This window comes from Mycobacterium sp. SM3041, from assembly GCF_039668335.1.
GTDB lineage: Bacteria > Actinomycetota > Actinomycetes > Mycobacteriales > Mycobacteriaceae > Mycobacterium.
The window spans coordinates 87,834-110,335 of record NZ_JAYXBQ010000035.1 but is presented as its reverse complement, the minus strand read 5'-3'; the positions used below and the strand labels follow the sequence as shown (position 1 = coordinate 110,335).

The 22,502-nt window shown below is 65.9% G+C and carries 24 protein-coding genes; 9 read left to right on the top strand and 15 right to left on the bottom strand.

All coding sequences use genetic code 11. The features are described 5' to 3' along the window. The first annotated feature begins 24 nt into the window (after positions 1-24). The 3 genes from VXD91_RS08725 to VXD91_RS08715 all read left to right on the top strand — a co-directional run bounded on the left by VXD91_RS08725 (position 25) and on the right by VXD91_RS08715 (position 2,085). A complete protein-coding gene (locus VXD91_RS08725; RefSeq protein ID WP_234785598.1) occupies positions 25-621 on the top strand; it encodes a redoxin domain-containing protein in 597 nt (198 codons plus the stop codon). Positions 622-797: 176 nt separating this feature from the next. Further along, complete coding sequence (locus tag VXD91_RS08720; protein WP_346415190.1) at positions 798-1,046, top strand: hypothetical protein; 249 nt, start codon at positions 798-800, stop codon at positions 1,044-1,046. A gap of 7 nt (positions 1,047-1,053) precedes the next feature. Beyond that, positions 1,054-2,085 (top strand): NAD-dependent epimerase/dehydratase family protein, encoded by a 1,032-nt coding sequence (locus tag VXD91_RS08715; RefSeq protein ID WP_135355670.1) that lies wholly within the window; start codon positions 1,054-1,056, stop codon positions 2,083-2,085. Positions 2,086-2,193: 108 nt separating this feature from the next. Here the strand turns inward: VXD91_RS08715 and VXD91_RS08710 are convergent, their stop codons facing one another. Further along, positions 2,194-2,784 (bottom strand): ABATE domain-containing protein, encoded by a 591-nt coding sequence (locus tag VXD91_RS08710; protein ID WP_082762317.1) that lies wholly within the window; start codon positions 2,782-2,784, stop codon positions 2,194-2,196. Between the two features lie 93 nt (positions 2,785-2,877). On the opposite strand from VXD91_RS08710, the gene VXD91_RS08705 reads away from it, so the two are divergent. After that, a complete protein-coding gene (locus VXD91_RS08705; protein WP_061003291.1) occupies positions 2,878-3,447 on the top strand; it encodes a TIGR03086 family metal-binding protein in 570 nt (189 codons plus the stop codon). A gap of 10 nt (positions 3,448-3,457) precedes the next feature. Here the strand turns inward: VXD91_RS08705 and VXD91_RS08700 are convergent, their stop codons facing one another. The 3 genes from VXD91_RS08700 to VXD91_RS08690 form a co-directional block, all read right to left on the bottom strand. Continuing rightward, the gene (locus tag VXD91_RS08700) at positions 3,458-4,333 is read right to left on the bottom strand and encodes a formylglycine-generating enzyme family protein (protein ID WP_346415189.1); all 876 of its coding nucleotides are present in this window, start codon (positions 4,331-4,333) and stop codon (positions 3,458-3,460) included. 151 nt (positions 4,334-4,484) lie between these two features. Continuing rightward, positions 4,485-5,378 (bottom strand): HAD family hydrolase, encoded by an 894-nt coding sequence (locus VXD91_RS08695; protein WP_073696225.1) that lies wholly within the window; start codon positions 5,376-5,378, stop codon positions 4,485-4,487. Then, a complete protein-coding gene (locus VXD91_RS08690; RefSeq protein ID WP_073696224.1) occupies positions 5,379-6,929 on the bottom strand; it encodes an arylsulfatase in 1,551 nt (516 codons plus the stop codon). A gap of 151 nt (positions 6,930-7,080) precedes the next feature. On the opposite strand from VXD91_RS08690, the gene VXD91_RS08685 reads away from it, so the two are divergent. Then, the gene (locus VXD91_RS08685; RefSeq protein ID WP_029104721.1) at positions 7,081-7,356 is read left to right on the top strand and encodes a dsRBD fold-containing protein; all 276 of its coding nucleotides are present in this window, start codon (positions 7,081-7,083) and stop codon (positions 7,354-7,356) included. A 27-nt stretch (positions 7,357-7,383) separates the two neighbouring features. Here the strand turns inward: VXD91_RS08685 and VXD91_RS08680 are convergent, their stop codons facing one another. The 4 genes from VXD91_RS08680 to VXD91_RS08665 form a co-directional block, all read right to left on the bottom strand. Further along, on the bottom strand, positions 7,384-8,460 hold the full coding sequence (locus VXD91_RS08680) for an NAD-dependent epimerase/dehydratase family protein (protein ID WP_346415188.1): 1,077 nt from the start codon (positions 8,458-8,460) through the stop codon (positions 7,384-7,386). 63 nt (positions 8,461-8,523) lie between these two features. After that, the gene (locus VXD91_RS08675) at positions 8,524-8,736 is read right to left on the bottom strand and encodes an exodeoxyribonuclease VII small subunit (protein ID WP_061003281.1); all 213 of its coding nucleotides are present in this window, start codon (positions 8,734-8,736) and stop codon (positions 8,524-8,526) included. Next, entirely contained in the window at positions 8,723-9,967 is a 1,245-nt protein-coding gene (gene xseA / locus VXD91_RS08670) for an exodeoxyribonuclease VII large subunit (RefSeq protein WP_346415187.1), read from the bottom strand. Before xseA ends, VXD91_RS08675 begins: the two co-directional genes overlap by 14 nt. Positions 9,968-9,971: 4 nt before the next feature. Continuing rightward, the gene (locus tag VXD91_RS08665) at positions 9,972-10,556 is read right to left on the bottom strand and encodes a lipid droplet-associated protein (RefSeq protein ID WP_138248188.1); all 585 of its coding nucleotides are present in this window, start codon (positions 10,554-10,556) and stop codon (positions 9,972-9,974) included. A 53-nt stretch (positions 10,557-10,609) separates the two neighbouring features. Between VXD91_RS08665 and VXD91_RS08660 the strand changes: the two genes are divergently transcribed. Continuing rightward, entirely contained in the window at positions 10,610-11,620 is a 1,011-nt protein-coding gene (locus tag VXD91_RS08660) for a 4-hydroxy-3-methylbut-2-enyl diphosphate reductase (protein WP_135355663.1), read from the top strand. Positions 11,621-11,645: 25 nt separating this feature from the next. On the opposite strand, the gene VXD91_RS08655 is transcribed toward VXD91_RS08660, so the two are convergent. Then, positions 11,646-12,764: a DUF6542 domain-containing protein gene (locus VXD91_RS08655; RefSeq protein ID WP_135355662.1), complete on the bottom strand. Its 1,119-nt coding sequence runs from the start codon at positions 12,762-12,764 to the stop codon at positions 11,646-11,648. 83 nt (positions 12,765-12,847) lie between these two features. Between VXD91_RS08655 and ychF the strand changes: the two genes are divergently transcribed. Further along, on the top strand, positions 12,848-13,939 hold the full coding sequence (gene ychF, locus VXD91_RS08650) for a redox-regulated ATPase YchF (protein WP_346415186.1): 1,092 nt from the start codon (positions 12,848-12,850) through the stop codon (positions 13,937-13,939). A gap of 12 nt (positions 13,940-13,951) precedes the next feature. On the opposite strand, the gene VXD91_RS08645 is transcribed toward ychF, so the two are convergent. The 5 genes from VXD91_RS08645 to VXD91_RS08625 form a co-directional block, all read right to left on the bottom strand. Continuing rightward, complete coding sequence (locus tag VXD91_RS08645; RefSeq protein ID WP_064860383.1) at positions 13,952-16,777, bottom strand: DNA methyltransferase; 2,826 nt, start codon at positions 16,775-16,777, stop codon at positions 13,952-13,954. Positions 16,778-16,889: 112 nt separating this feature from the next. Continuing rightward, on the bottom strand, positions 16,890-18,011 hold the full coding sequence (locus VXD91_RS08640; protein ID WP_073697082.1) for an XRE family transcriptional regulator: 1,122 nt from the start codon (positions 18,009-18,011) through the stop codon (positions 16,890-16,892). Further along, entirely contained in the window at positions 18,004-18,567 is a 564-nt protein-coding gene (locus VXD91_RS08635; protein ID WP_346415185.1) for a hypothetical protein, read from the bottom strand. The genes VXD91_RS08640 and VXD91_RS08635 overlap by 8 nt, the downstream gene beginning before the upstream one ends. Before the next feature lie 293 nt (positions 18,568-18,860). Then, positions 18,861-18,998: a hypothetical protein gene (locus VXD91_RS08630; protein WP_163692738.1), complete on the bottom strand. Its 138-nt coding sequence runs from the start codon at positions 18,996-18,998 to the stop codon at positions 18,861-18,863. Between the two features lie 254 nt (positions 18,999-19,252). Next, the gene (locus tag VXD91_RS08625; protein WP_346415184.1) at positions 19,253-20,512 is read right to left on the bottom strand and encodes a transposase; all 1,260 of its coding nucleotides are present in this window, start codon (positions 20,510-20,512) and stop codon (positions 19,253-19,255) included. A gap of 227 nt (positions 20,513-20,739) precedes the next feature. On the opposite strand from VXD91_RS08625, the gene VXD91_RS08620 reads away from it, so the two are divergent. Continuing rightward, entirely contained in the window at positions 20,740-21,171 is a 432-nt protein-coding gene (locus tag VXD91_RS08620) for a VOC family protein (protein WP_346415231.1), read from the top strand. Then, the gene (locus VXD91_RS08615; RefSeq protein ID WP_064858224.1) at positions 21,168-21,914 is read left to right on the top strand and encodes a class I SAM-dependent methyltransferase; all 747 of its coding nucleotides are present in this window, start codon (positions 21,168-21,170) and stop codon (positions 21,912-21,914) included. Before VXD91_RS08620 ends, VXD91_RS08615 begins: the two co-directional genes overlap by 4 nt. A 5-nt stretch (positions 21,915-21,919) precedes the next feature. Here the strand turns inward: VXD91_RS08615 and VXD91_RS08610 are convergent, their stop codons facing one another. After that, on the bottom strand, positions 21,920-22,498 hold the full coding sequence (locus VXD91_RS08610; protein WP_346415183.1) for a TetR/AcrR family transcriptional regulator: 579 nt from the start codon (positions 22,496-22,498) through the stop codon (positions 21,920-21,922). Positions 22,499-22,502: the final 4 nt, after the last annotated feature.

The following is a 22,502-nucleotide window of genomic DNA, read 5'->3' as shown; positions in this document are numbered from 1 at the left end:
CTGTAGAGTACAGAAATCTTGAGTGTGGCTGTCGCCGGTCATTCACTTGACATTCGTTTGGAGGGCGCGGTGAGTCTTTTTGTTGGAGAACGCTTTCCGGTCGATGTCGCCGTGACATCGGCGGACGGGGACGTCACGGTCGCGCAGTTGATTGCGACAGGACCTGCTGTGGTGGCGTTTCACCGGTTGTGGTGCCCGTTCTGTCAGCAGGCTGCCCGCGACCTCGAGCAGGCCGGCGATCAACTCGCGGCGGCAGGCGCCCGCGTGGCCATCGTCTATCGCGATGACATCGACACGGTATGTGCGTCCTGTGCGCAGCGCGGCATCACCGCCGACTGCCTCAGTGACCCGCAACAGGAGCTTGAGCGTGCCACGGAAGTCGAGCGCTTTTCGCTCGGGCGGTATGCCATGTTCTCTCCGATGCGCCTGATCCGCGTGCTGCGCTCGGGTAGCCGCGCAGGCAAGGTTACGTCGGATGTCCTGCAGGGCCGCGGCACCTTCGTCGTGGACCGTGACGGACGCATTGTTTACGCCCATCACGCCGTCACTGCGGCCGACATCCCGCTGATCGATGACATTGTCGCTGCGGTGAGGGCGGTTGCCGGCGGCGCGGGCGCTTGATCGACAGAGTGATCGCAGCCAGGCCGGGAACTCGTCGGGATGGTCACCAATCGGTAAGAATCTCACGAAAGTTACTGCATTACAGTGGTATTGCCGCCTTCGGCGGGTGGTTCTCGCCGGTGAGAACCGCGTTGATGCACACGAATTCTATTGGAAGACAACGAAAGAGTGCTGTGATGAAGTCAGTGATCATGGGCATGGGTGCAGCCGCTCTTGCGATGGTGGCGTTCGCTCCGGTCGCGTCGGCGGCGCCGGCGGCGCCGGCGGATGCGGTGATCAACGATCTGCGAGCGGAAGGCTATCTCGTGCAGATCAACCAGACGCCGACGGCTCCGCTCACCGCGTGCTCGGTGAGCAATGTTCGAAAGCTGGACGGCGGAGCCGCGTCTGCCCTCGTTGATGTCGTCTGCCCGGACGGCTGCTGACAGCACCGTGCGGGTACTCCTGACCGGCGCCGCCGGATTCATCGGTTCGCGCATCTGGGCGGTGTTGACCGCCGCAGGGCACGAGGTTGTCGCCATTGACGCCATGCTCAGCGCTGCGCATGGCGACGGTGCCCTGCCGCCCGATGGCTGCCGGATACAGGACGTACGTGATGCCGAGGCATTGGCCGGGCTGCTCAAGGGCATCGACATGGTCTGCCACCAGGCTGCCGTTGTCGGCGCGGGCGTCAATGCCGCCGACGCACCGTCCTACGGCAGTCACAACGACTTCGGCACGACGGTGCTCCTGGCCCAGATGTACGCCGCGGGGTGCCGGCGTCTGGTGCTGGCGTCGTCGATGGTGGTCTACGGCCAGGGGAGCTACGAATGTGCGCGACACGGGCTGGTTGAGCCGTTGCCGCGCCGCCAGTCGGACCTGGACGCGGGCGTATTCGAGCACCGCTGTCCGTTAGGTGGCGAAGAGTTGCATTGGCGCACGGTGGGGGAGGATGCCCCGCTGCGGCCGCGCAGCCTCTACGCGGCAAGTAAGGCGGCGCAGGAGCACTACGCGCTGGCCTGGGCCGACGCGGTGGGTGGGTCGGTCGTCGCACTGCGCTACCACAATGTTTACGGCCCGGGTATGCCCCGGGATACGCCGTACTCCGGGGTGGCGGCCATCTTCCGCTCAGCCTTGGAAAATGGTTCCGTCCCAGACGTTTACGAAGACGGCGGGCAGATGCGCGACTTCGTCCATGTTGACGACGTGGCCGCGGCCAACGTCGCCGCGACGACATACGACCACGGCGGCTTCACGGCCTTCAACGTGTGTTCCGGACACCCGATCACGATTCGTGAAGTGGCTGAGCAGTTATGCGCTGCCCGCAATGCCCCGCAGCCCAAGGTCACTGGTCAGTACCGCAGCGGCGACGTCCGCCATATCGTTGCCGATCCCGTATGCGCCACCCAGGAACTCGGTTTCACCGCCGCGATTCACCCACGAGACGGGCTGCGCGACTTCGCCTTTGCGCCACTGCGGGACTGACCTTCTCTCTCGCGGTCGGCATCGTCGTGCAACATCAGCAGCCGAAAACCCTTGGTGCTTGCAGCATTCAAATGTGGCCGCAGTCTCCGCAGGGTGGCATGGTAGCCGTCAGTGGTGGCGCTGGTAGTGCCGCGCCGCACGCATCCGATTGGCGCAGATGTTTTGCGTGCAGAATTTTCGGCGCGCGTCCTGCGCCACGAAAAGCATACTGCAAGCAGGGTTTTGGCAACGGCGAAGTCGCTGTGACGTCGGTCCGACCAGAAAGTCGATGAGGCTGTCTGCTACGAGCGCCACAGCAAGCTGGTGCGACTGGTCGGTGGTCGGGTGGTATTCGGTTTCCGATGCCCATCCAGCGGGGACGCGCACCAGCCTCCTCGTGCGGAGGACGCCGGCGGCGGATTGGTTCACGTGACTTACTGCGGCACGGCTCGGCGGTGTGCCGGCAATCTGGGCGTCGAGGATCTCGCGAATGGCCTCGCGTAGCTCGATGGTCTGTCGCAGCGGCGGAGCCGACGCGGTGTCTGGCAGGCGGTCGCGCTGGAGGTCCCACCAGAGTCGGCAGGCCGCTTCGTCGGCGAGCAGGTCGGTGGCCGGAGTGGTCACCGTGATGATCGTGTCGGCCAAATCCACGGCCAGTGGCTCTCCTGCCACGGGAAAACCGGCGCGCTGCGCGCGCTCCAGTCTCGATGTGGCTGCCACCGAATTAACGGTAGCACTCCGTTGACAACGTTAGCCGCTGTCGCGTATAACCATAACGGTAAATAGCAACTACTAACGTTAGGCGGCCTTGTGATGGGACCTGTTGAATTGCTCTCGGGGGCCGATGCCCGACTGGTCGGTCTCGTGTCGACGTTGACGGCGTCGGACCTCGACCTGTCGAGTCCGTGCGCGGGATGGGCGGTGCGGTCGCTGCTGAGCCACACCATCTCCTCGATCGATGCTTTTGCGGCCGCCGTCGATGGCGGCAGCGGGCCGACGGAAGCGGAATTGTTCAGTGGCGCTGATATTTTGGGGTCGGACCCGTTGGCGGTTGCTGAGCAGTCGATCGGCCGTTCCCAACGTGCGTGGGCCACCATCGGTGACTGGCAGCATCCGGTCACCACGGTGCTCGGATCGATGCCGGCGGCCGAGGCGATCAGCATCATCACCTACTCGACGCTCATCCACAGCTGGGATCTTGCGGTCGCCGTGGGACGAACGGTCGAATTCGATGACGCTGAGGCTGCGCTGGCAGAGGGCGTAGGTGCAGCACTTGTGCCCGCTCTACAACCTCAGGGCTTGTTCGGTCCGGGGGTTGAATTGGGTGGCGACGCCAGTCCGACGCAGCGGGTCATCGCCTTCGCCGGCCGCAATCCACTTTGATTCGGCTACCTCACCCGTTCCGCACACATCGGAAGCCGATGTGGCTCATCCCCGTATCGACCGCTTGGGGACGACGGGCCGCCGGTCGGTAGCGCAGGCAGTAACTGTCGGCGCAGAGGAACGACCCGCCCTTGATCACCCGGCGGGCTACCGGCGTCCCCGGTTGGTCAGGGTCGTAACTGTCTGCGGCGCAACAGGGCCGGGTGTCTCGGGTGTCCCCGTAGAAGTCGGTGGTCCATTCCCAGACGTTGCCGGCCATGTCGAACAGGCCGTAGGCGTTCGGCGGGAAGCTGCCCACCGGTGTGGTCTGGCCGTAACCGGTGTCGGGCAGATACGGGAATTCGCCGTGCCAGAAGTTGGCCAGTTGTTGCCCGGGCTGCTCGGCTTCGTCGCCCCAGGTGTAGATGGCGCGGTCCAGGCCTCCGCGGGCCGCGACCTCCCACTGCGCCTCGGTGGGCAGGGCCAACCCGGCCCAGTCGGCGTACGCGGCGGCGTCCTCGAACGCCACGTGCACGACGGGGTGCTTCTCGCGGTTCCGCAGCGACGACTTGGGGCCGCGTGGATGGTTCCAGCACGCGCCCGGCGTCCACGTCCACCACTGGCTGAGGTGACGCAGGTCGACGGGGCCCGGGGTGCGGCGGAACACCATGGAGCCGGGTTGCAGGTTCTCCGCCGGAGCGCCCGGATAGTCGGCGGCGTTGAGCGGCCGTTCGGCGACGGTGACGTAGCCGGTGGCTTCGACGAATGCCGCGAAGTCCGCGTTGGTCACCTGATGGGGCTGGATCCAGAAGCCGACGACGGTGACCTCGCGAGCGGGCGCCTCCTCGGGGTAGTGCTCGTCGGAACCCAGCACTGCCGTCTGCCCGGGGATCCAGACCAGACTCACGCGTTCACCCTGCGCTGAGGGTGTGGGCCACTCGCAACTTTGCGCCGTGGGCGCAGAGTCAACTCCGGCCCCTGGTTGACTCTGCGCTCAGGGTGCGTCGCTCTCGCACTTTTACGCCGTTGCCGCAGGGTCAACGCCAGTGGGTGCGGGATCAACGAGGAAACACCTCGGCCCAGTCGGACTGCATGCTGGCGACGGTCCAGCTTTCGGACTCCGCCAACTTCAGTGCCTTCTCGGCGCCAGCGTCGTAGGCGAACTCGCGTTCGGTGTCGTCGTGCCGCACCAGCAGCCGAAAGCCCTTGGTGTACTGCAGCATTTCGATGTCACCGTTGGAATTCCCGGCTGCGAAGATCGGCCGTCGTCCGGTACGGCTCCAGATTCGCACCGGCTTGACCGGACCGTCGTTGAGGAACTCGGGCTGCGCCGTCGTTACCAGATCGCCGTCGGCGAACGTGACGCCCACTGAGCTGCCCACGACGCGCTCGGGCGGGATCCCGTACATGCCGTCGGTGACGGGTCGCATGAAGTCGCGCCCGCCGCCGGAGACGATGTAGCAGGTGAACGCGTTCGACTCCAGGTACCGCAGCAGCTCGATCATCGGCACGTAGCCGCACTGCGTGTACGGGCGGTCCAGGGTCGGATGGTGGGCCTCGGCGAAGAACGCTGACACCCGCGCAGCGTGTTCCTCGACGGTGATCCCGGAGTGCGCCGAAAGGACGCCCGTAGCAAGCACCGTCAGATCACTGTCATCACCCTGGTAGTGCTTGGTGACGGCGTCGCCGAACCAGGCCAGGTCGCCGGACACGGCCGCGGTGTACGGCTGACGTGCGGCCAGCGACGGATCGGCAGCGGCCTGAACCGCCAGCCGGCGCACCAGGAAATCCAGCTGGGCGTACGCCGGCTTCTCGCACCACAGTGTGCCGTCGTTGTCGAAGACCGCGATCCGGTCTTGCGGCACAACGAAATCCGGACCTTCGGTGATGACCCGCCCGACGAAGTCGACGATCGCCGACTTGGTCGGGCCGTTGTTCCAGGACTCCAACACCTAGTCGGCCGCCAGGAACTGGTGCAGCTTCTCGACGATCTGGTCGATGCTGAAGCTGGCCGGTGGGTGCCGCGGCGGGAACTCCTTGAAGGTGTCGAGGAATGCCGCGGCCATCGCCGTCGCGTAGAAGGCGAAGAAGTCGCGCCGCAGGAACCACTCGTAGTACGTGTTCGACGTGATGTCGGCGTACTCGTAGGGGTCGGTGCGCAGGTTGAACAGCTTGGGCACCCGCAGCGGCGTGAACGGCTCGGCCCAAATCCGCAGGGTGCCTTGGCAGCGCTGCTCGGCGAAGACGATCTTCCAGTTCTCGAAACGCATCGCGACCAGCTCCGCGTCGTCGTTGAAGTAGAAGAAGCCCCGGCGCGGGCTGTGCTCGACCTCGCCCATCAGATACGGCAGCAGATTGAACCCATCGATGTGGACCTTGTACTCGGTCTCGCCGTCGGCACCGGCCTTGTGGCCCTTCTTGAGCTTCTCGGCGATATCGGGGTCGCCCGCGGCGGCCAGCAGCGTCGGCAGCCAGTCGTGGTGCTGGATGATGTCGTTGGAGACGGTGCCCGCCTTGATCTTTCCGGGCCAGCGGATCATCTCCGGCACCCGGAAGGCGCCCTCCCAGTTGGTGTTCTTCTCGCTGCGGAACGGCGTGGTGCCGGCGTCGGGCCACGTGTTGCGGTGCGGGCCGTTGTCGGTGGAGTAGATGACGATGGTGTCGTCGGCGATGCCCAGCTCGTCCAGGACGTCCAGCACCGTGCCGACGTTCTTGTCGTGGTCGATCATCGCGTCGTGGTACTCGGACTGCCAGATGCCGGCTTGCCCGCGGCTCTCGGGCTTCACGTGTGTGTACAGATGCATGTGCGTGAAGTTGCACCACACGAAGAACGGGTTGCCCGCCTCGTGCTGGCGCTTGATGTAGTCGACGGTGCGGTCGGCGATGTCGTCGTCGATGGTTTCCATCCGCTTGGCGGTGAGCGGGCCGGTGTCCTCGATGGTCTGCTTGCCGACGGGTCCGAACTTCGGGTCGTCGGGCTCGGTCGAGACCTCGGTGGTGGCCTTGCAGTTCATCACGCCGCGTGGCAGCGCCTTCTCGTACAGCAGCGGGAACTGATCCTTGTGCGGATAGTCGAACTGCTCGGGCTCCTCCTCGGCGTTGAGGTGGTACAGGTTGCCGTAGAACTCGTCGAACCCGTGCACGGTCGGCAGGTACTTGTTCAAGTCGCCGAAGTGGTTTTTGCCGAACTGCCCGGTGGCGTAGCCCATCGGCTTGAGCAGCTCGGCGATTGTCGGATCCTCTGCGGCCCAACCGATGTCGACGCCCGGCACGCCGACTTTGCTCATCCCGGTGCGATACACGCTCTGCCCGCTGATGAACGCCGCCCGGCCCGCGGTGCAGCTTTGCTCGCCGTAGGAGTCGGTGAAGCGCATGCCCTCGGCGGCGATGCGGTCGATGTTCGGGGTGCGGTAGCCCATGAGGCCGTCGCTGTAACAACTCAGGTTGCTGATGCCGATGTCGTCGCCCCAGATCACCAGGATGTTGGGTTTGCCGTCGGGCATGACAGAGCTCCTCGTTCGAAACGGAATTTCCTGTGCCCGTTCGACTTTACGGGTGGGTCTGCGATTCCGGCGCCCGTTCGGCCAGCAAGGGAAATCGGTACTGGTCAACGGGCGGCGGGAGGCGCACGCTTACTTAGGGAAGGTGATCGACATGTACGACAAGGATCTGACCAACAAGTGGCACGTCGAGATCGAGTTCTTCGAGGACGATGTCCACACCCACGCCTCCGCACACGCCCGGCTGCGGGACGACACCCTCACCACGACGGGGGATGCCTACCGCAATCCCAAAGACCCGAGTGCGCCGCTCGTCGGCGAGGAGATCGCGGCCGCCCGCGCGCTCATCGCGCTCGGCACCGATCTGCTCATGGCCGCGTCGGCGAACATCGAGAAATCAACGCAGCACCCGGTGCACCTCTACCGCTGAAATCGGTAGAGGCACACGGGCGTACAGCTACTTCTTGGCTTCGGCCGCTTCCATCTGGCGGAAGAGGTCGACGTAGTACGGCATGCATTCCTTCATGGCCTGCTCGGTGTTGAACAGCGGCTCGTAGCCGAGGTCGCGCTTGGCCTTGGCGATCGAGAAGTAGTTGTTCAGGTAGAGGCGCTCGACCGCCAGCGGCTCGATCAGCGGCTCGGGCAGGGCGAACCGGAAATGCAGCCACTGCCAGGCCATCATCACGCGGTGCACGAGCTTGCCGGAGACGTAGAAGGTGGGCAGCTTGCGGCCGCACGCGACGATGACGGGCCGGGCGAACTCGAACATGTTGAGCGGTTCGCCGTCGTTGATGAAGTAGGCCTGCCCGGGTGCGGTACCGCCGGGCACCAGGTGCTCGCCCGCCAGGATGAAACCGTGGATCAGGTTGTGCACGTAGGAATTGTCCAGCTTGATGTTCTTGTTGCCCACCAGCACCTTGACGTGGCCGGCGAGGATGTTCTCGAACACCTTGCGGAACATGGTCTGGTCGCCGCGGCCCCAGATACCGCTGGGCCGGATGGAACAGGTGAGCATGCCGTCGACGCCGTTCTGCGACAGCACGAACTTCTCGGCGGCGACCTTGGTCTCGGTGTACAGGTCGTTGAAGCGGGCGGTGTACGGCATGGTCTCGTCGCCGTTCTGGATGTCCTGCCCACCCATGACCACGCTGTTCGACGCGGTGTAGACGAAGCGCTTGACGCCCGCGGCCCGGCCCAGCTTCACCAGGTTCTCGGTGCCGCCGACGTTCACGCCGAAGCTGCGGTTGCGGTATTCGTCGGTGACGGATGCGCCGCCCATCAGGTCGATGATCGCCGCGGTGTGGATGATCGTGTCGATGCCCTGGACTGCGGCGTCGACGTCGTCAACGTTGGTGATGTCGCCGACCAGCGTCTCCAGGTTCGGGTTGGCCGGCAGCGGCGACGGCGCCCGGTCGAACGACCGGACGTGGTGGCCACGGCCGAGCAGTTCGGTCACCAGGTTGGCGCCGACGAAGCCAGACCCGCCTGTTACCAACACGCGGCCGAGGTCTGTGGTCAGGGAAGCATCACGCATGGTGCAGGAGCATAACTGAAACGTGTTCCAGTTAACAGAGTGCGGGAGAAATTACCGCACTGATCAATTTTCGTCGTCGGCGCCCGAGGCGAGCGCGTCTTCGACTTTCTTGCGGGCGCCGGCCAGGTGCTCTTCGCACCGTTTTGCCAGTTGTTCGCCCCTTTCCCAGAGCTGGAGCGAGGTGTCGAGGTCGAGTCCGCCTGCTTCCAGTTTGCGGACGACCTCGATCAGTTCGTCGCGGGCAGCCTCGTAGCCAAGCTGACTAATGTTCGTCATATATTCCTTCGCTCACGGTCGTGACGGCGCCGTCGGCCATCCGGATTCGGAGTCTGGTTCCCGCCGGGGCATCCTGCGCCGACCGCAGGACCGCACCGCCGGCTGACAGGTTCTGCACCACGGCATACCCGCGGGCCAGGGTCGCGGCCGGCCCGAGCGTGGCCAGCCGGGCCGACAGATGCCCGACGTGGTCGGTTTCGGTGGCGATGAGCCGCCGGATGTCGCGGCGCGCGGCCGCCACTGCCCGGGTGATCTCCGCGGCGTGGGCGTCCAGCGCCTGCAGCGGCTGCGCCAGCACCGGGCGGCCGCGCAGCTGACCGATGAAGCGCTCCTCGCGGTGCACCCAGTTGCGCAGGGCCTGCGCGCTGCGCCGCCGCAGGTCGGTCACCAGCGCCTGCTCGGCGGCGGCATCGGGGACGACGCGTTTGGCCGCATCGGTCGGCGTGGCCGCCCGCAGGTCGGCGACCAGGTCGCACAGCGGGTTGTCCGGTTCGTGCCCGACGGCGCTCACCACCGGCGTGGTGCACGCCGCGATCTCGCGGCACAGCGTCTCGTCGGAGAACGGCAGCAGATCCTCGACGCTGCCGCCGCCGCGCGCGATCACGATGACGTCGACGTGCGGCGCGGCGTCCAGCGCGCGCAGGGCCTCGACGATCTGCGGTACCGCATTGGCGCCCTGCACCGCCGTGTTGCGGATATCGAAGTGGACGGCGGGCCAACGACTTTGGGCGACGGTGACGACGTCATGCTCGGCCGCCGAGGCGCGGCCGGTGATCAGGCCAATGGTGTTGGGCAGGAACGGAATCGGGCGCTTGAGTCGCGGGTCGAACAGGCCCTCGGCATCCAGCAGGCGGCGCAGCCGATCGATGCGGGCAAGCAGCTCACCGATACCGACGGCGCGAATCTGGCTGATACGCAACGAGAATGAGCCGTTGCGGGTATAGAACTGCGGCTTGCCCAGCATGATCACCTGGGTGCCCTCTGACAGGGCGACCGGCGCGTCGTCGACCAGGGCACGCGGGCAGCTGACCGACAGCGACATGTCCGCGGCCGGGTCGCGCAGCACCATCCACGCCGTCGACTGACGCAGCTTGAGCTCGGTGAGCTGACCTTCGATCCAGATGGTGCCGAGCCGGTCGATGTACTTGGCCACCCGGGTGGACACCGCCCGGACCGGCCAGGGATTTTCGGCCGAGTTCTCGTTTCCGGCCGCTGCGGCAGCCGACGTCACCGCATCACTTCGCGGTCGCGCGGGTGATCCTGTTGGCCAGCAGCGTCTGGAACGGCGCGCGGGACTTCGTGTTGTTCTCGTAGGTCAGCAGCGCCTCGAGGTCGTCCACCTTGAGCTGGGGGAGCCGGGCGCGCAGCTGGGCCAGGGTCAGCTCGGCGTAGTCCAGGGCCTCGACGATCGCGGGGGTCGCGACGCTCGCGCCGTTGGCGGCCGCACCGTTCGTCGCCGGCTTCGGGGTCTCGGCGGCGCCCGTGCTGTACAGCGCGAACCGGCCTTCCGTCAGGCGGGCGCCGTCGGGCTGCTCGGTGGCGGGGCCGGCGGGATCGTCAGCACCCGGCTCGAGCAGATCTTCGTCGAATGTGGCCCATTCCGGCTGCTCGTCCTTGGGCGGGAACCACTGCTCCAGGGTCTCGTCGCCCTTGTTGACCAGTTCGGCCAGGTCCTGCTGCATTTTCATGACCAGCTGGGCGAGCTGACTGGCCAGCGTCATCGGGTAGGTCAGGATGGTGTGGGGGAGCCGAATGGTCTCCTCGAGCGCGGTCGCCGCCGCGCCGACCAGCAGCCGGACTCCGTAGGGCGCAGTAGACATGCCTGCCAGAGTACGGCTGGCTGTGGCCCTGCGGTGATCAGTACCCTTGTGCTATGCCACCGACCATCAATATGGGCATTCCCGGCGCCACCGTTTCGGTCGCCGGAGAAGCTATGAGCAAAACCGGCAAGCGCGTGCTGCTCGCCGAGCCGCGTGGCTACTGCGCCGGCGTGGACCGCGCCGTCGAGACCGTGGAGCGCGCGCTGGAGAAGCACGGCGCTCCCGTATACGTGCGCCACGAGATCGTGCACAACCGGTACGTGGTGGACACGCTGGCCAAGGCCGGTGCGGTGTTCGTCGAACAGACCGAAGAGGTGCCCGAGGGCGCCATCGTGGTGTTCTCCGCCCACGGCGTCGCGCCGACGGTGCACGAGGAGGCCGCGGCCCGCAATCTGCGGACCATCGACGCCACCTGCCCGCTGGTCACCAAGGTGCACAACGAGGCCAAGCGCTTCGCCCGCGACGACTACGACATCCTGCTGGTCGGCCACGAGGGCCACGAAGAAGTCGTCGGCACCGCCGGTGAGGCCCCGGACCACGTGCAGGTCGTCGACAACCCGGACGCCGTCGACAAGGTGACCGTCCGCGACCCGAACAAGGTCATCTGGCTGTCCCAGACCACGCTGAGCGTCGACGAGACCATGGAGACCGTCCGACGCCTGCGGGAGAAGTTCCCGACGCTGCAGGACCCGCCCAGCGACGACATCTGCTACGCCACCCAGAACCGCCAGGTAGCGGTCAAGGCGATGGCTCCCGAGTGCGAACTCGTGATCGTCGTCGGCTCACGGAACTCGTCCAACTCGGTTCGTCTGGTCGAGGTGGCCCTGAACGCCGGTTCCAACGCCGCCAAGCTGGTCGACTACGCCGAGGACATCGACCCGGGCTGGCTCGAGGGTGTCACGACCGTCGGCGTCACCTCAGGCGCGTCGGTACCGGAAATCCTGGTGCGCGGCGTGCTCGAGCGCCTTGCGGAGTTCGGCTACGACACCGTCCAGCCGGTCACCACTGCCAACGAGACGCTGGTGTTCGCGCTGCCGCGCGAGATTCGTCCCGCCCGGCACTAGGTTCTTCGAACGCAGACGCGGTCGGTCAGTCCCAGTTGTGGGGCTGACGCGGCCGGCGCTCTGCGCGCTGTTCTGCTGCGTCGTCATCCGCACCGCGGTACCGCACCCGGGAGACGGGGTGGTGGGCGCCGCTGGGCGGTGCGTTGCGCGACGGGCGGGCCGGGGACTGGTAGCGGTCGCCGGGCTCGTACGGATCGTCGGCGTAGCGACGCCGCCGCGGCTCGGCTGCGGACGGACGCTGCGGTCGCTCGTAGCGGTCCCGCTCGCGCGGCTCCCGGTAGTCGTAGCGCTCCTGCGGGGCGCGGCGCGGCTCGCCGGCCGGACGGGGACGGCGCCGCGGCTCGTCGGGCACCGCGTACGAGTCGGTGGCGGCCGGGCGGGGACGTGCGGGCCGCGGCCGGCGCATCTGGCCGGGCACCGGTTCGATCAGCTCGGTGTCGCCGGCCTGTGCCCGGGCGCGGGACGGACGCGGTGCGCGCTGCGGGTCGGCAGCGCTGCGGCGCGGCGACTCCGCCGCCGAACGACGCGACGAGGTGGCACGGGTACGGGAGCTGCGGGGCGTCTGGCCTGTCGTCAGCTTGGTGAGCTTGGCCGACAGCGTCGCGGCGAGACCGGCGGGCGCGACGTCTTCGTCGTCGGCCTGACGGCGGCTGCGGCGCGGCTTGGGCTCGGCGACGGCCTCTTCCGTGTCGTCTTCCTCGTAGGTCAGGAACTGCGGCAGGACGAACCAGCGGATCAAACCGAGGATCAGAACCGTCGCCGCGGTGAAGAACATCGTCGGGAAACGCTCGATCAGCGGATAACCGCAATTGATCAACAGGTCCTTGATGCCGGCGATCTTGTCGCTGTGGAACATGAAATACGCGCCCGGCACGGCGACGAAAAGGATCAGCGGGGGCTGGATGACCGCGGTGAAAATCCCGGACCGCCGCACGCCGAGCACAGCGAGTACACAGCCGGCCACGTAGCAGAAAGTGAAGAAAGCGCTGAGTTCTTTGTCACCGGTGCCGGCGTCGTAGGCGAAGCCGATCGCGGTGGCTGTGACGGCCAGCACAATGGCTCCCCACCAGGGGATTCCCGGGATGCTGGGCAGCGCCGAGCGGCGATCGAGGGCGGCTTCGGGCCCATGATGCTCTGCTGACACTCCTAGACCGTACCGGCAATCTGGGCCACTGTGCCTGCAGGTGGGCGTTGGGACGGTGTGGCGTCTCCTAAACTAACGAACTCGTGGGTCTGAACCTGGGAATCGTCGGTCTGCCGAACGTCGGGAAGTCGACGTTGTTCAACGCGTTGACACGTAATGACGTGCTCGCGGCTAATTATCCGTTCGCAACGATCGAACCCAACGAGGGTGTCGTCCCGCTGCCCGACCCGCGGCTCGACAAGCTCGCCGAGATCTTCGGTTCCGAGAAGACCGTCCCGGCGCCCGTGACGTTCGTGGACATCGCCGGCATCGTCAAGGGCGCGTCCGAGGGCGCGGGCCTGGGCAACAAGTTCCTGGCCAACATCCGCGAGGCCGACGCCATCTGTCAGGTGGTGCGCGCCTTCGCCGACGACGACGTCGTCCACGTCGACGGCCGCGTCGACCCCAAGTCCGACATCGAGGTCATCGAGACCGAGCTGATCCTCGCCGACATGCAGACGCTCGAGAAGGCGCTGCCGCGGCTCGAGAAGGAAGCCCGGACCAACAAGGACCGCAAGCCGATCGTCGAGGCCGTGGCGGCGGCCCAGGCGGTGTTCGACGAGGGCAAGACCCTGTTCTCCACCGGCAAGGACTGGTCTGCCCTGCGTGAGCTCAACCTGATGACCGTCAAGCCGTTCCTGTACGTCTTCAACGCCGACGAGTCGGTGCTGACCGACGAGGCCCGCAAGGCCGAGCTGACTGCGATGGTCGCCCCGGCCGAGGCCGTGTTCCTGGACGCCAAGATCGAGGCCGAGCTGCTGGAGCTCGACGACGAGTCCGCCGCCGAGCTGCTGGAGTCCATCGGCCAGACCGAGCGCGGCCTGGATGCGTTGGCGCGCGCCGGTTTCCGGACGCTGAAGCTGCAGACCTACCTGACCGCGGGACCCAAGGAATCGCGGGCGTGGACCATCCACCAGGGCGACACCGCACCCAAGGCGGCGGGCGTCATCCACACCGACTTCGAGAAGGGCTTCATCAAGGCCGAGGTCGTGGCGTTCGACGACCTGGTCGAAGCCGGCTCCATGGCCGCCGCCAAAGCCGCCGGAAAGGTGCGGATGGAAGGCAAGGACTACGTCATGGTCGACGGTGACGTGGTCGAATTTCGCCACGGACAACCATCTAAGTCAAAGTCGTGACCGGTCGGTCCTTCACGGCGCGGCTGCCGTGAGTCGGTAGGTGGTGGTGTAGGCCTCGGGCCGCCCGCCGCCACCCGGTGCGATGGCGGCCTCGGGATCAGACGCGGCGGCCAGGTTCAGGGCCAGCAGTTGCGCCAGCAGGTCTTCCTCTGGATTGAACCCGTACGCGCGGACAACGGCGGCATCGAGAACGTCGTGTAGCGCCCGCAGTTCCGACTTCCCAGGGGTACGCAGCGCGTCGTACTGCTCTCCCAGCGTGATGCCCTTGGCGAGCTTCGCTTCGCGGTAGTCGATGATGGCGGCCATCGCTTGCGCGACCTCAGCCACGGCCTCTCCTGGTGAGGTCGGCCACGGAAACGAATCCCATACCGTGGTCGACGTGTAGCGAAGGTCGGACTTCAATTTGGAGCACCGCTCCTCGAACCACGCTCTATGAAGCGCCGACGACACGACGCCGAGGGTGTAGTCGTCATCGAAGGCAATGACGGTCATCGAATCGTCGGGTCGGATCGACGTGTCCACGAATTGGAAGACGGAGACCCGCTGCTCTGCCGCCACCCGAGACGTCGCGATGTAGCGCTGCAACGGAGCGAACGCCTCGATCATGTCGTCGCGCCGATACGAATGCTGCCACCACTTGTTCAGGAAGTTCTTGTTGTGCCAACGCACCTGTGCTTTCGAATTGCGTTTGAGGATCGCGGCATTCGCGGTGGCCTCCTTCTCGGCAGCCGCTTCCCGGTCTGGCAGCACCAGCTTGCGCAGCCTCGCCAGGGCACCTGGAGCAGCGACCTTGACGTCCAGCGCGTCGTCGTGGGGGAGGTCGATGATGAAGTTCTGGGGTCCGAGGGAGTGGAGCAGCACCTTCCCACCGAGGACTGGGTGAATGAACGCCGCCGAACCGGGGTCTGTCTTGCCAAGGTCGGCGGCCTCGCCTCCGGTCAAACGGAAGGCATCGATTTTTCCCGTCGTCTGGCCTTGGAAGATCCGCTTCGGGGCCTTGTTTTGGGGCAGCGAGGCGGCAGTCCCGACGTCGGTGACCGGCCTCAGGCTGGCGGCGATGTCTTCGACTTCGAGTCGGAGTTGCCCATTGTTCAGCCAAAGGACCTTCTTCGCGGGTGCGTGGTTCGCGCCCTTCACCCAGTTGACGATGGACACGTGAACCACGGCGTCACCCGACCACGGGGTGACCGAGACGGCTTCGAAGATCACCCCATCGTTCTTGACGACGTAATCGAGTGACGCCTTCCGCGAGTCGCCGTCGCGTACCGCCTGCGTAGCGACAAACCCCGCTCGGCCGCCCTGGGGTAGTGCCTTGTGCGCCAGGGGAAACCAGTAGGTGACGAAGTCACTCACGCCGGGGTTCGGATACTTCCCGTCAAGGTCTGATACGTAATCGGCACCGAGTTCGGCTGCCATCTTCCGCCGACCCAGATAGGGCGGGTTGCCGATGAGCACGTCCGCGCTGGGCCACTCCGAGAAGAGAGCGTCGCGGCAGCGAATCGACTCGTCGAGGTTGTCCAGGGGGAGTGCGTCGACGTACTCCTCCAGCTCGTCGGCAGCCAGCTTCTTTGCCATCATCATGGTCACCTTTGCCACCTCGACGGCGAAGGCGTTGGTGTCGATTCCCATGAAGTGATCGGGCGTCACGTAGGAGATCGTCGCCTGGCCGGACTTGGTGCGGCGGCGAGCAGCGATGCGATTCTTGACCTCGACCTCAAGGCGGCGCATCTCCCGATAGGCCACGTACAAGAAGTTGCCCGACCCGCACGCCGGATCGAGCACTCGGTAGCTGGCCATTGCTAGCTGAATCTGCTCCAGGTCGCCGATCGTCTTGGCGGCTTCGATTCGCTCCATCCAGGGGTCCACGATGCAGGGGATCACCACTCGGGCGATGTCGGCCTGAGACGTGAAATGAGCGCCGTAGGCGTGACGTTCGTCCTTGTCCATCGAGGTCTCGAACAGAGTGCCGAAGATCTCGGGGCGGACGGCAGCCCAGTTCGTTGTGCACGCCCACCGAATGGCATTTAGCTCGTCTCGGTTCATCTCAATCGGCGTGATGTTCTCGAAGATGCCGCCGTTGAAGTAAGGCGTCCCGACGAACTGGCCACCCTTCGTCCGACCGGGCGTGTTCATCTCTCGGAACAGTGAGCCGAGCAAGTCGTAGGCGTCGCGGCCAGATTTGGCCTCTTCGACAACGCGGGTGAAGAACTTCTCGGGCAGCAGGCCGATGTCTTCGGCGAACATCGCCACGACCGACTGGAGAACGAAGTGCTGAGCATCCAGCCGAGGGACCCCGCGATCCTTCATCGAGCGAAACACGCTGGAGACTTGCGCCGCCGCCTCGCGCGTGACCTGAACGAGGTCGTTGCCGAATAGCGGTGTCTCGGGCTCCGGCAAGAGGAACGCGAGCACTTCTCTCCGGTTGACCAGATCATCGAGCTTCAGTACGTCCATTGGAGCGTCGAGTTGGAGGTCGAAATCGTAGACCCAGAACTCGTCAAAGTTGCAGAGCACCACGTAGTTCGGGCGGTGGGGCACCACCTGGATCCAATACTGGAAGGCCTGTCGGAAGTGCTTCGAGAGGTCGGTCCCGGCCTTCTTCATCTCGATGATGCAGCGCGACTCCCAGAGCAGATCGGCGAATGAGGTGCCCTTGGTCTCGGCCTTCCGAACGCGTGCCTCCAGGGTTGCCCCGGCCTCTCGGACGCCGCCGTTTCCGAACGCTTTGAACAGTCGGTCGAGGAAGACCTGAGCCTCGCCCTTCTCGTCACCCTTGAGGAGGTTATGCCGGTACGCGATGAACTCGGCGAGATCCTGCTGGAGCGTCTCAGGCTGCACGGCCCGGCCCCTGAGTCGGCGCGAACGCTTTCGATGGTGTCGAGGCCATGACAGGCACTGTAAAGCCGTCCACTGACGTCACCCGAGGGGACACGGCGACCGCTCCCGAGCGTCACTCGTCTTTGACGAGGCGCAGAACCGGGCGCTGATCTTCCTCTCCCAGGAGGTCGCGCAGCTGCCCAGGGCTGATCTTGAGGACATCCGCGAGAACGGGTACGCCCGCGCCGTGCTGACCAGCCAGCTCGACGCCCTTCCGCAGAAGCGTTGCTACCTCACCGGGGTACGCGCTGGTGGGGTCCGCCGACGGGTCGTACGTCATGGCCAATCGTTGGTAGGCCCGCCGTGCGGACGAATCAGTCGTGCGATGCCGCTCCACCATCCGACGGACCAACGACTTTGGCGAAACACCCCACGTTCGACCCAGTCGATGCAGGGCCGGTAGATCGAGCCTCTCGGGCAGTACCGCGTCCATAGACGCGGCAGGGGTTAGAAATGCCGCAGCAAACTCGTCTGCCTCACGCTCCACCGCCTGGCTCGACTCGCCGGAGTCTCCGTGAAGGAGCAAGTGGCCGACCTCGTGAGCGATCGAAAATCGATGTCCGAAGACGTTCTCGCTGCGCCGGGGCGTTGTGATGATGATAGGACGGTCCACGATCACTACCGAGAAGGCGTCGACCGCATCGATCTCGCCTAGCGGACGCACTGCTACCACGATGCCGTGAGATTCCACGGTGGCTACCAAGTGCTTCACCGGCCCATCGGGGAGGTTCCAGTGCCTGCGCAGCATCGCAGCGGCGTCCGCAGGCGCGGTGCCAGGCTCAATTTGCGGTAGGTCCGGTACCGGCAGCTTGACGTACCTCTCAAGCGCGAAGGTCAGTTCCCACATCAGTGTTGCCGTCGCGACTGCTCGTTGACGGTCGCTCGCGCGAGCGGATCTCAAGCTCCGAAAATGCGCATGGACGGTATCCATACGGGCGAGAGGGCGGCCCACCCCGAAGAACCCCGGTCGCACCCTCAAGGCCTTCGCCATTCGATCGATAACGTCAGGACGCGGCGAGTTAACGCCCGCCTCGTACTGGCCGATCGCGGCAGGCGAAACGCCCACTTCTGCGGCGAGGTCCGTCTTGCTTATCGCAAGGCGCACACGGGCCTGGGTCAGCCGCGCTGGGTCGAATCGACCATGCGTTTGACCGGCCTCGGGCCAGTCGAACAAGCTTGGCGGATCATCAGTCATCCGTGCTCGGGCGCTCCTGCGGCCGCGGCTCGACCGAGGGACCCTCGGGCGTGCCGCTGTCGAACGAGTCCGCACTCGACGTATCGCGATCGGTGTCGGAGGTGGGCTCCCAGATCGACTCGAGCCCACGAACTTCGACCTTGCCGGTGGCTTCGTCCAGAACGGCGACGCCCCAACTTATCGACTGCAACTGCCACGGCGACGATTCAACCATCACCAGCACCACCGGCATCTTGTCGCCTGCTGCCCGCAACGTGTGACCGAGTTCGCCGCCCGGAGGATCGTCGTCGTCAGCCCGGCCCTCGTCCACCAGGACGGGATCGAACAACATCGGCGGCGGGGGAGAAGCGGAGAAGCCATTCTTCCGCGTCGGACTCGAAGCGAAGAAGCTGACCGCATCCGCAGAGCCGGGGACCCGCCACACGTACACCAGGCAATCGTTGACCACCGGGATCTTGTAGCCAGCCGGAGTGACCTTCTGCGACTGGAAGCCGCGCCCCGTCAGCGCATCATTGGTGTCGTCCAGCAGGTCACGCCACTGACTTCCGAAGGCCATCGAGTATCGAGTGCCCGCGACTTGATGAGCGTCTGCGAAGCGATTATGTCGAGACCGTATGACCTCGACCAGCGCGTCACGGACTGTTTTCGCGTGCGGGCCGAGAGCATTGGTGGGGGAACTCGGAACCATGAAGGCGTCTCCTGTATCCGCGTCCGGGAGCGTGGATCGAACTGGACGCGACTTTAGTATTGCACACGTTTCGCGCGTAGCTGCTATATCTGCAATGTGAAAACGCGCATCGGCGAGCCGGGCTGGCGACCGCCGGGACGGTGAGCGGCCGAACAGGTTTTCTAACCGCCGATACGGCGGCGCATCCAGGTTGGCGGCGGCGGCATGGTGCCCTCGCGGACGCGGCGAGCGATGTCGAGCGGCGACGCGAAGCCCCAACCCTGGCCCATCGAGTGGACCAGCACGTCGTGGGAGACCACCAGGGCGCCCAGCCCGGGTCGTCGCCGTGCTCGTATGAGGGCTCGATGCCGAGAAGGTGTCCCCAGAACGTCGACATCCGGACCGGGTCGACACAGTCGATCGTCACTCCCGACCATTGGTTCGGCACCGCGGCACTCCCCTCCCTCTGTGGATCAATCATGCGCTTGGCGGGCGACCGCGGGAAGCGCTCGACGAGGCGAGCTTGATGCTCCTATTTCTGTTAATAGTCAAGCGGCGTGGTTGAGCTGGGTGTTTAACCATTGGCGGTAGGTAGCGGCGAGGGTGTCGTCGCGTTTGAGGCCGCGTTCGAGGCGGGAGATGTCGTTGGGCCATACGCCGAAGTGGTCGGCGACGGCGGTGAGAGTGATGTTTGTGGCTCGACGAGCCGGGCGGAGGTCGCTGTAGTCGTCGATCGGGCTGGGTGCGGTGAGGTGTTTGAACATCTCGCGGGCGATAGCGCGTTTGAGCATCCGCAGGATCTCTTTTTTGGACCGGCCGGCGGCGGTCTGGCGGGTGACGTAGTCGCGGGTGCGTTGGTCGTGGGCCATGCGGACCAGGGCGATGCGGTACAGGGCGTTGTTGGCGGCGCGGTCGCCGCCGCGGGAGAGTCGGTGGCGGCTGGTTTCCCGGACGAGGCCGGGATGGGAGCGACACCGGTGAGCATCGCAAAGGAGGCTTCGCTGCGGAGCCGTTGGGGGTTGGTGCCGGCGGTGATGATCAGTTGAGCGGCGGTGTCCGGGCCGACGCCGTAGGCGGCCCGGAGTGCAGGATTGAATGCAGCAGTGAGGGTGTCGAGCTCAGCAGTGATTTCGTCGGCCTGATCTTGCAGGAAGGTGACGCGGCGGGCCAGTGTTTTGCAGGCCGTCAGTACTGAGACCGTGACGGGATCGTTGTGTGTAGCGGGTCGGCATCTGGACAGCGCGGCCACGAGCGTCAGCGTGGTGGTGTAGCCGCGGTAGCGCTCGCGTATCTCGGCGGGAGCGGTGACGAGGAGGTCCTTGATCTGCTGGATGGCTGCGGTGCGGGCTTTGACGGCGCCGCGACGGGCGGTCAGCAGGGCTTTGAGTGCATTGGTGTGGGGGTCTTTGGGGACGGCTGGGCTGTTGCTGGCCAGCGCGGCGCGGGCGGCACTGTAGGCATCGAGCGGGTCGGATTTTCCTTGCCTGCGCCTGGCTGCCCGGTCGGGTCGGTTGACTTCAACGACGTGAATAGCGTTGGCCTGCAATGCTTGTGTGAGTCCGGCGCCGTAGCTGCTGGTGCCCTCGACTCCTGCGGTCACGATGTCACCAAAGCTGCGGGCCCAGCAGATCGCGGCCCAGTAGCCGGTGGGGTTGGTGCGGAATTCGGCGTCGCCGAGCGGTTGGCCGGTGTCGGTGATGGCGGCGACGTGGATGGTGTCCAGATGGGTGTCGGCGCCGATGACGACTCGGCGTGGGGATGTCACGATGGTGGTGTCCTCTCCGTAGTAATGAACCGTGCGGGTGGGTGACAACCCTGCGGGGCGGGCAGACAAGACATTGATGAGGAACGGCCAGGCTCCTGATTAGGTCATGTCCGCCCCGCTGGGCTCTCGGGGCAACGCTTGCTCGCGCGTCGCTGGTGAGACAGATCAAGTCGAAGACAACCCAGCAGGGCGTCAGTCGGTGGGAGGGTCATCACCAGCGGCGAACGAGCAAGGTCATCCTCGCCCGAACGGGTTGAACACAATCAATGTCGGTGGTCGCCGATATCGTGCGCAGCATGAAGCTTGTTTCCACCCGCATCATCACCGCCGACGTCCCGAGCCTGGTCGGCTTCTATGAATTGGTGACCGGGGCCGAGGCGGTCTGGGCCAATGAACTGTTCGCGGAGATCCCCACGCCGGTGGGCACTTTGGCGATCGGCAGCGACAAGACCGTGCCCTTGTTCGGGGCGGGTTCCGCCGAGCCGGCGGCCAACCGGAGCACCATCATCGAGTTCATCGTGGATGACGTCGACGCGGAGTACGAACGGCTGCGAAGCCGGTTGGACGAGGTCGTCACCGAGCCCACCACGATGCCGTGGGGTAACCGGTCGCTGTTGTTCCGCGATCCCGACGGCAACCTCGTCAACCTCTTCACGCCCGGTGAGAGACGATGCCAAGGCCAAATTCGGGGCGTAGTAGCTGATATGCGGCATAGCATCTGCTGGTGAGCTTCGTCGTCTCGCCGGACGCGTACGGCCGCTACATGGGCCGATACGCCGAGCCGCTCGCGGACGTCTTCGCCGCCTTCGCCGGGATCACGGCCGGAGCGAAGGTGCTCGACGTCGGCAGCGGACCCGGCGCGCTGACAGCGCGGCTGCTGGCGACGGGCGCCGAGGTTGCGGCCATCGATCCGTCGCCGCCGTTCGTCGATGCGATCCAGGCGCGGTTCCCCGGGCTCGACGCCCGCCTCGGGACCGCTGAGGAACTGCCTTACGACACTGCGACTTTCGACGCCGCGCTCGCCCAACTGGTGGTGCATTTCATGACCGATCCCGTCGCCGGCATCGGGCAGATGGCGCGGATGACCCGGCCCGGGGGCGTCGTCGCGGCGTGCGCGTGGGACGGCCCGACGGGTGCGCTGGCACCGTTCTGGGACGCCGTCCACGTGATCGACCCCGACGCACAGGACGAGGCGTTGCTATCTGGCGCGCACAGAGGCCACCTCACCGAGATCTTCGACGCCGCCGGGCTACGCAACGTGACAGAGGATGCCATCGCCATCGACGTGCTGCACCCGAGCTTCGAGGAGTGGTGGGAGCCGTACACGTTCGGTGTCGGACCGGCCGGGGACTACGTCCAGCGCCTCGATGACGAGAGGCGCGGCATGCTGAAAACCGTTGCGCGCGAACGTCTTGGCGACGGACCGTTCACCGTGACGGCCACGGCGTGGGCGGCGCGCGGCACCGTCTGATCCCGTCACGAAATGCCGAGTGTCGCGGCGACCAGATGCCAGAGCCGTTCGGCGGCAAGATCGGGATCGGCACGCGGTGTGGCCCGGAGCTGTTGGGCGATGCTGTGCCGCAGTCCGCCGATGACGAACGCCCCGGCGCTGTCCGCGTCGATGTCGTCGGGCAAGTCACCGTCGTGCTGCCCGCGGCGGATGTTGTCGGCCGCTGCCTCGCTCATCGTCTGCAGATGAACCGCTTCGAGTTCGGCGAGTTCGGGGTCCAGCGTCGCGCGGCCGAGCAGGATCGGCGCCAGCTCATCGTCGAAGTGGTAGACGACGAAACGGCGGGTGCGCTCGCGCTCCCGGACTCCCCAGTCGGCGTCGACGGGTAGGTGCACGTCGGCGATGGCATGGCGCAGCCCGTGATAGAAGTCGTCGTAAACCGCTGCGAGAAGCCCACTTTTGGAACCGAAGTGGTGATAGAGGGCGCCGGTGCTGAGCTGCGCCCGGCGGGTCAGTGCGCTCAGTTCGAGCACGCCGTTGCCGCGCACCAGTTCGTCGCGCGCGGCGGTCAGAAGTTGTTGACGTCCGATCGGGGCACGTGCCATAGTC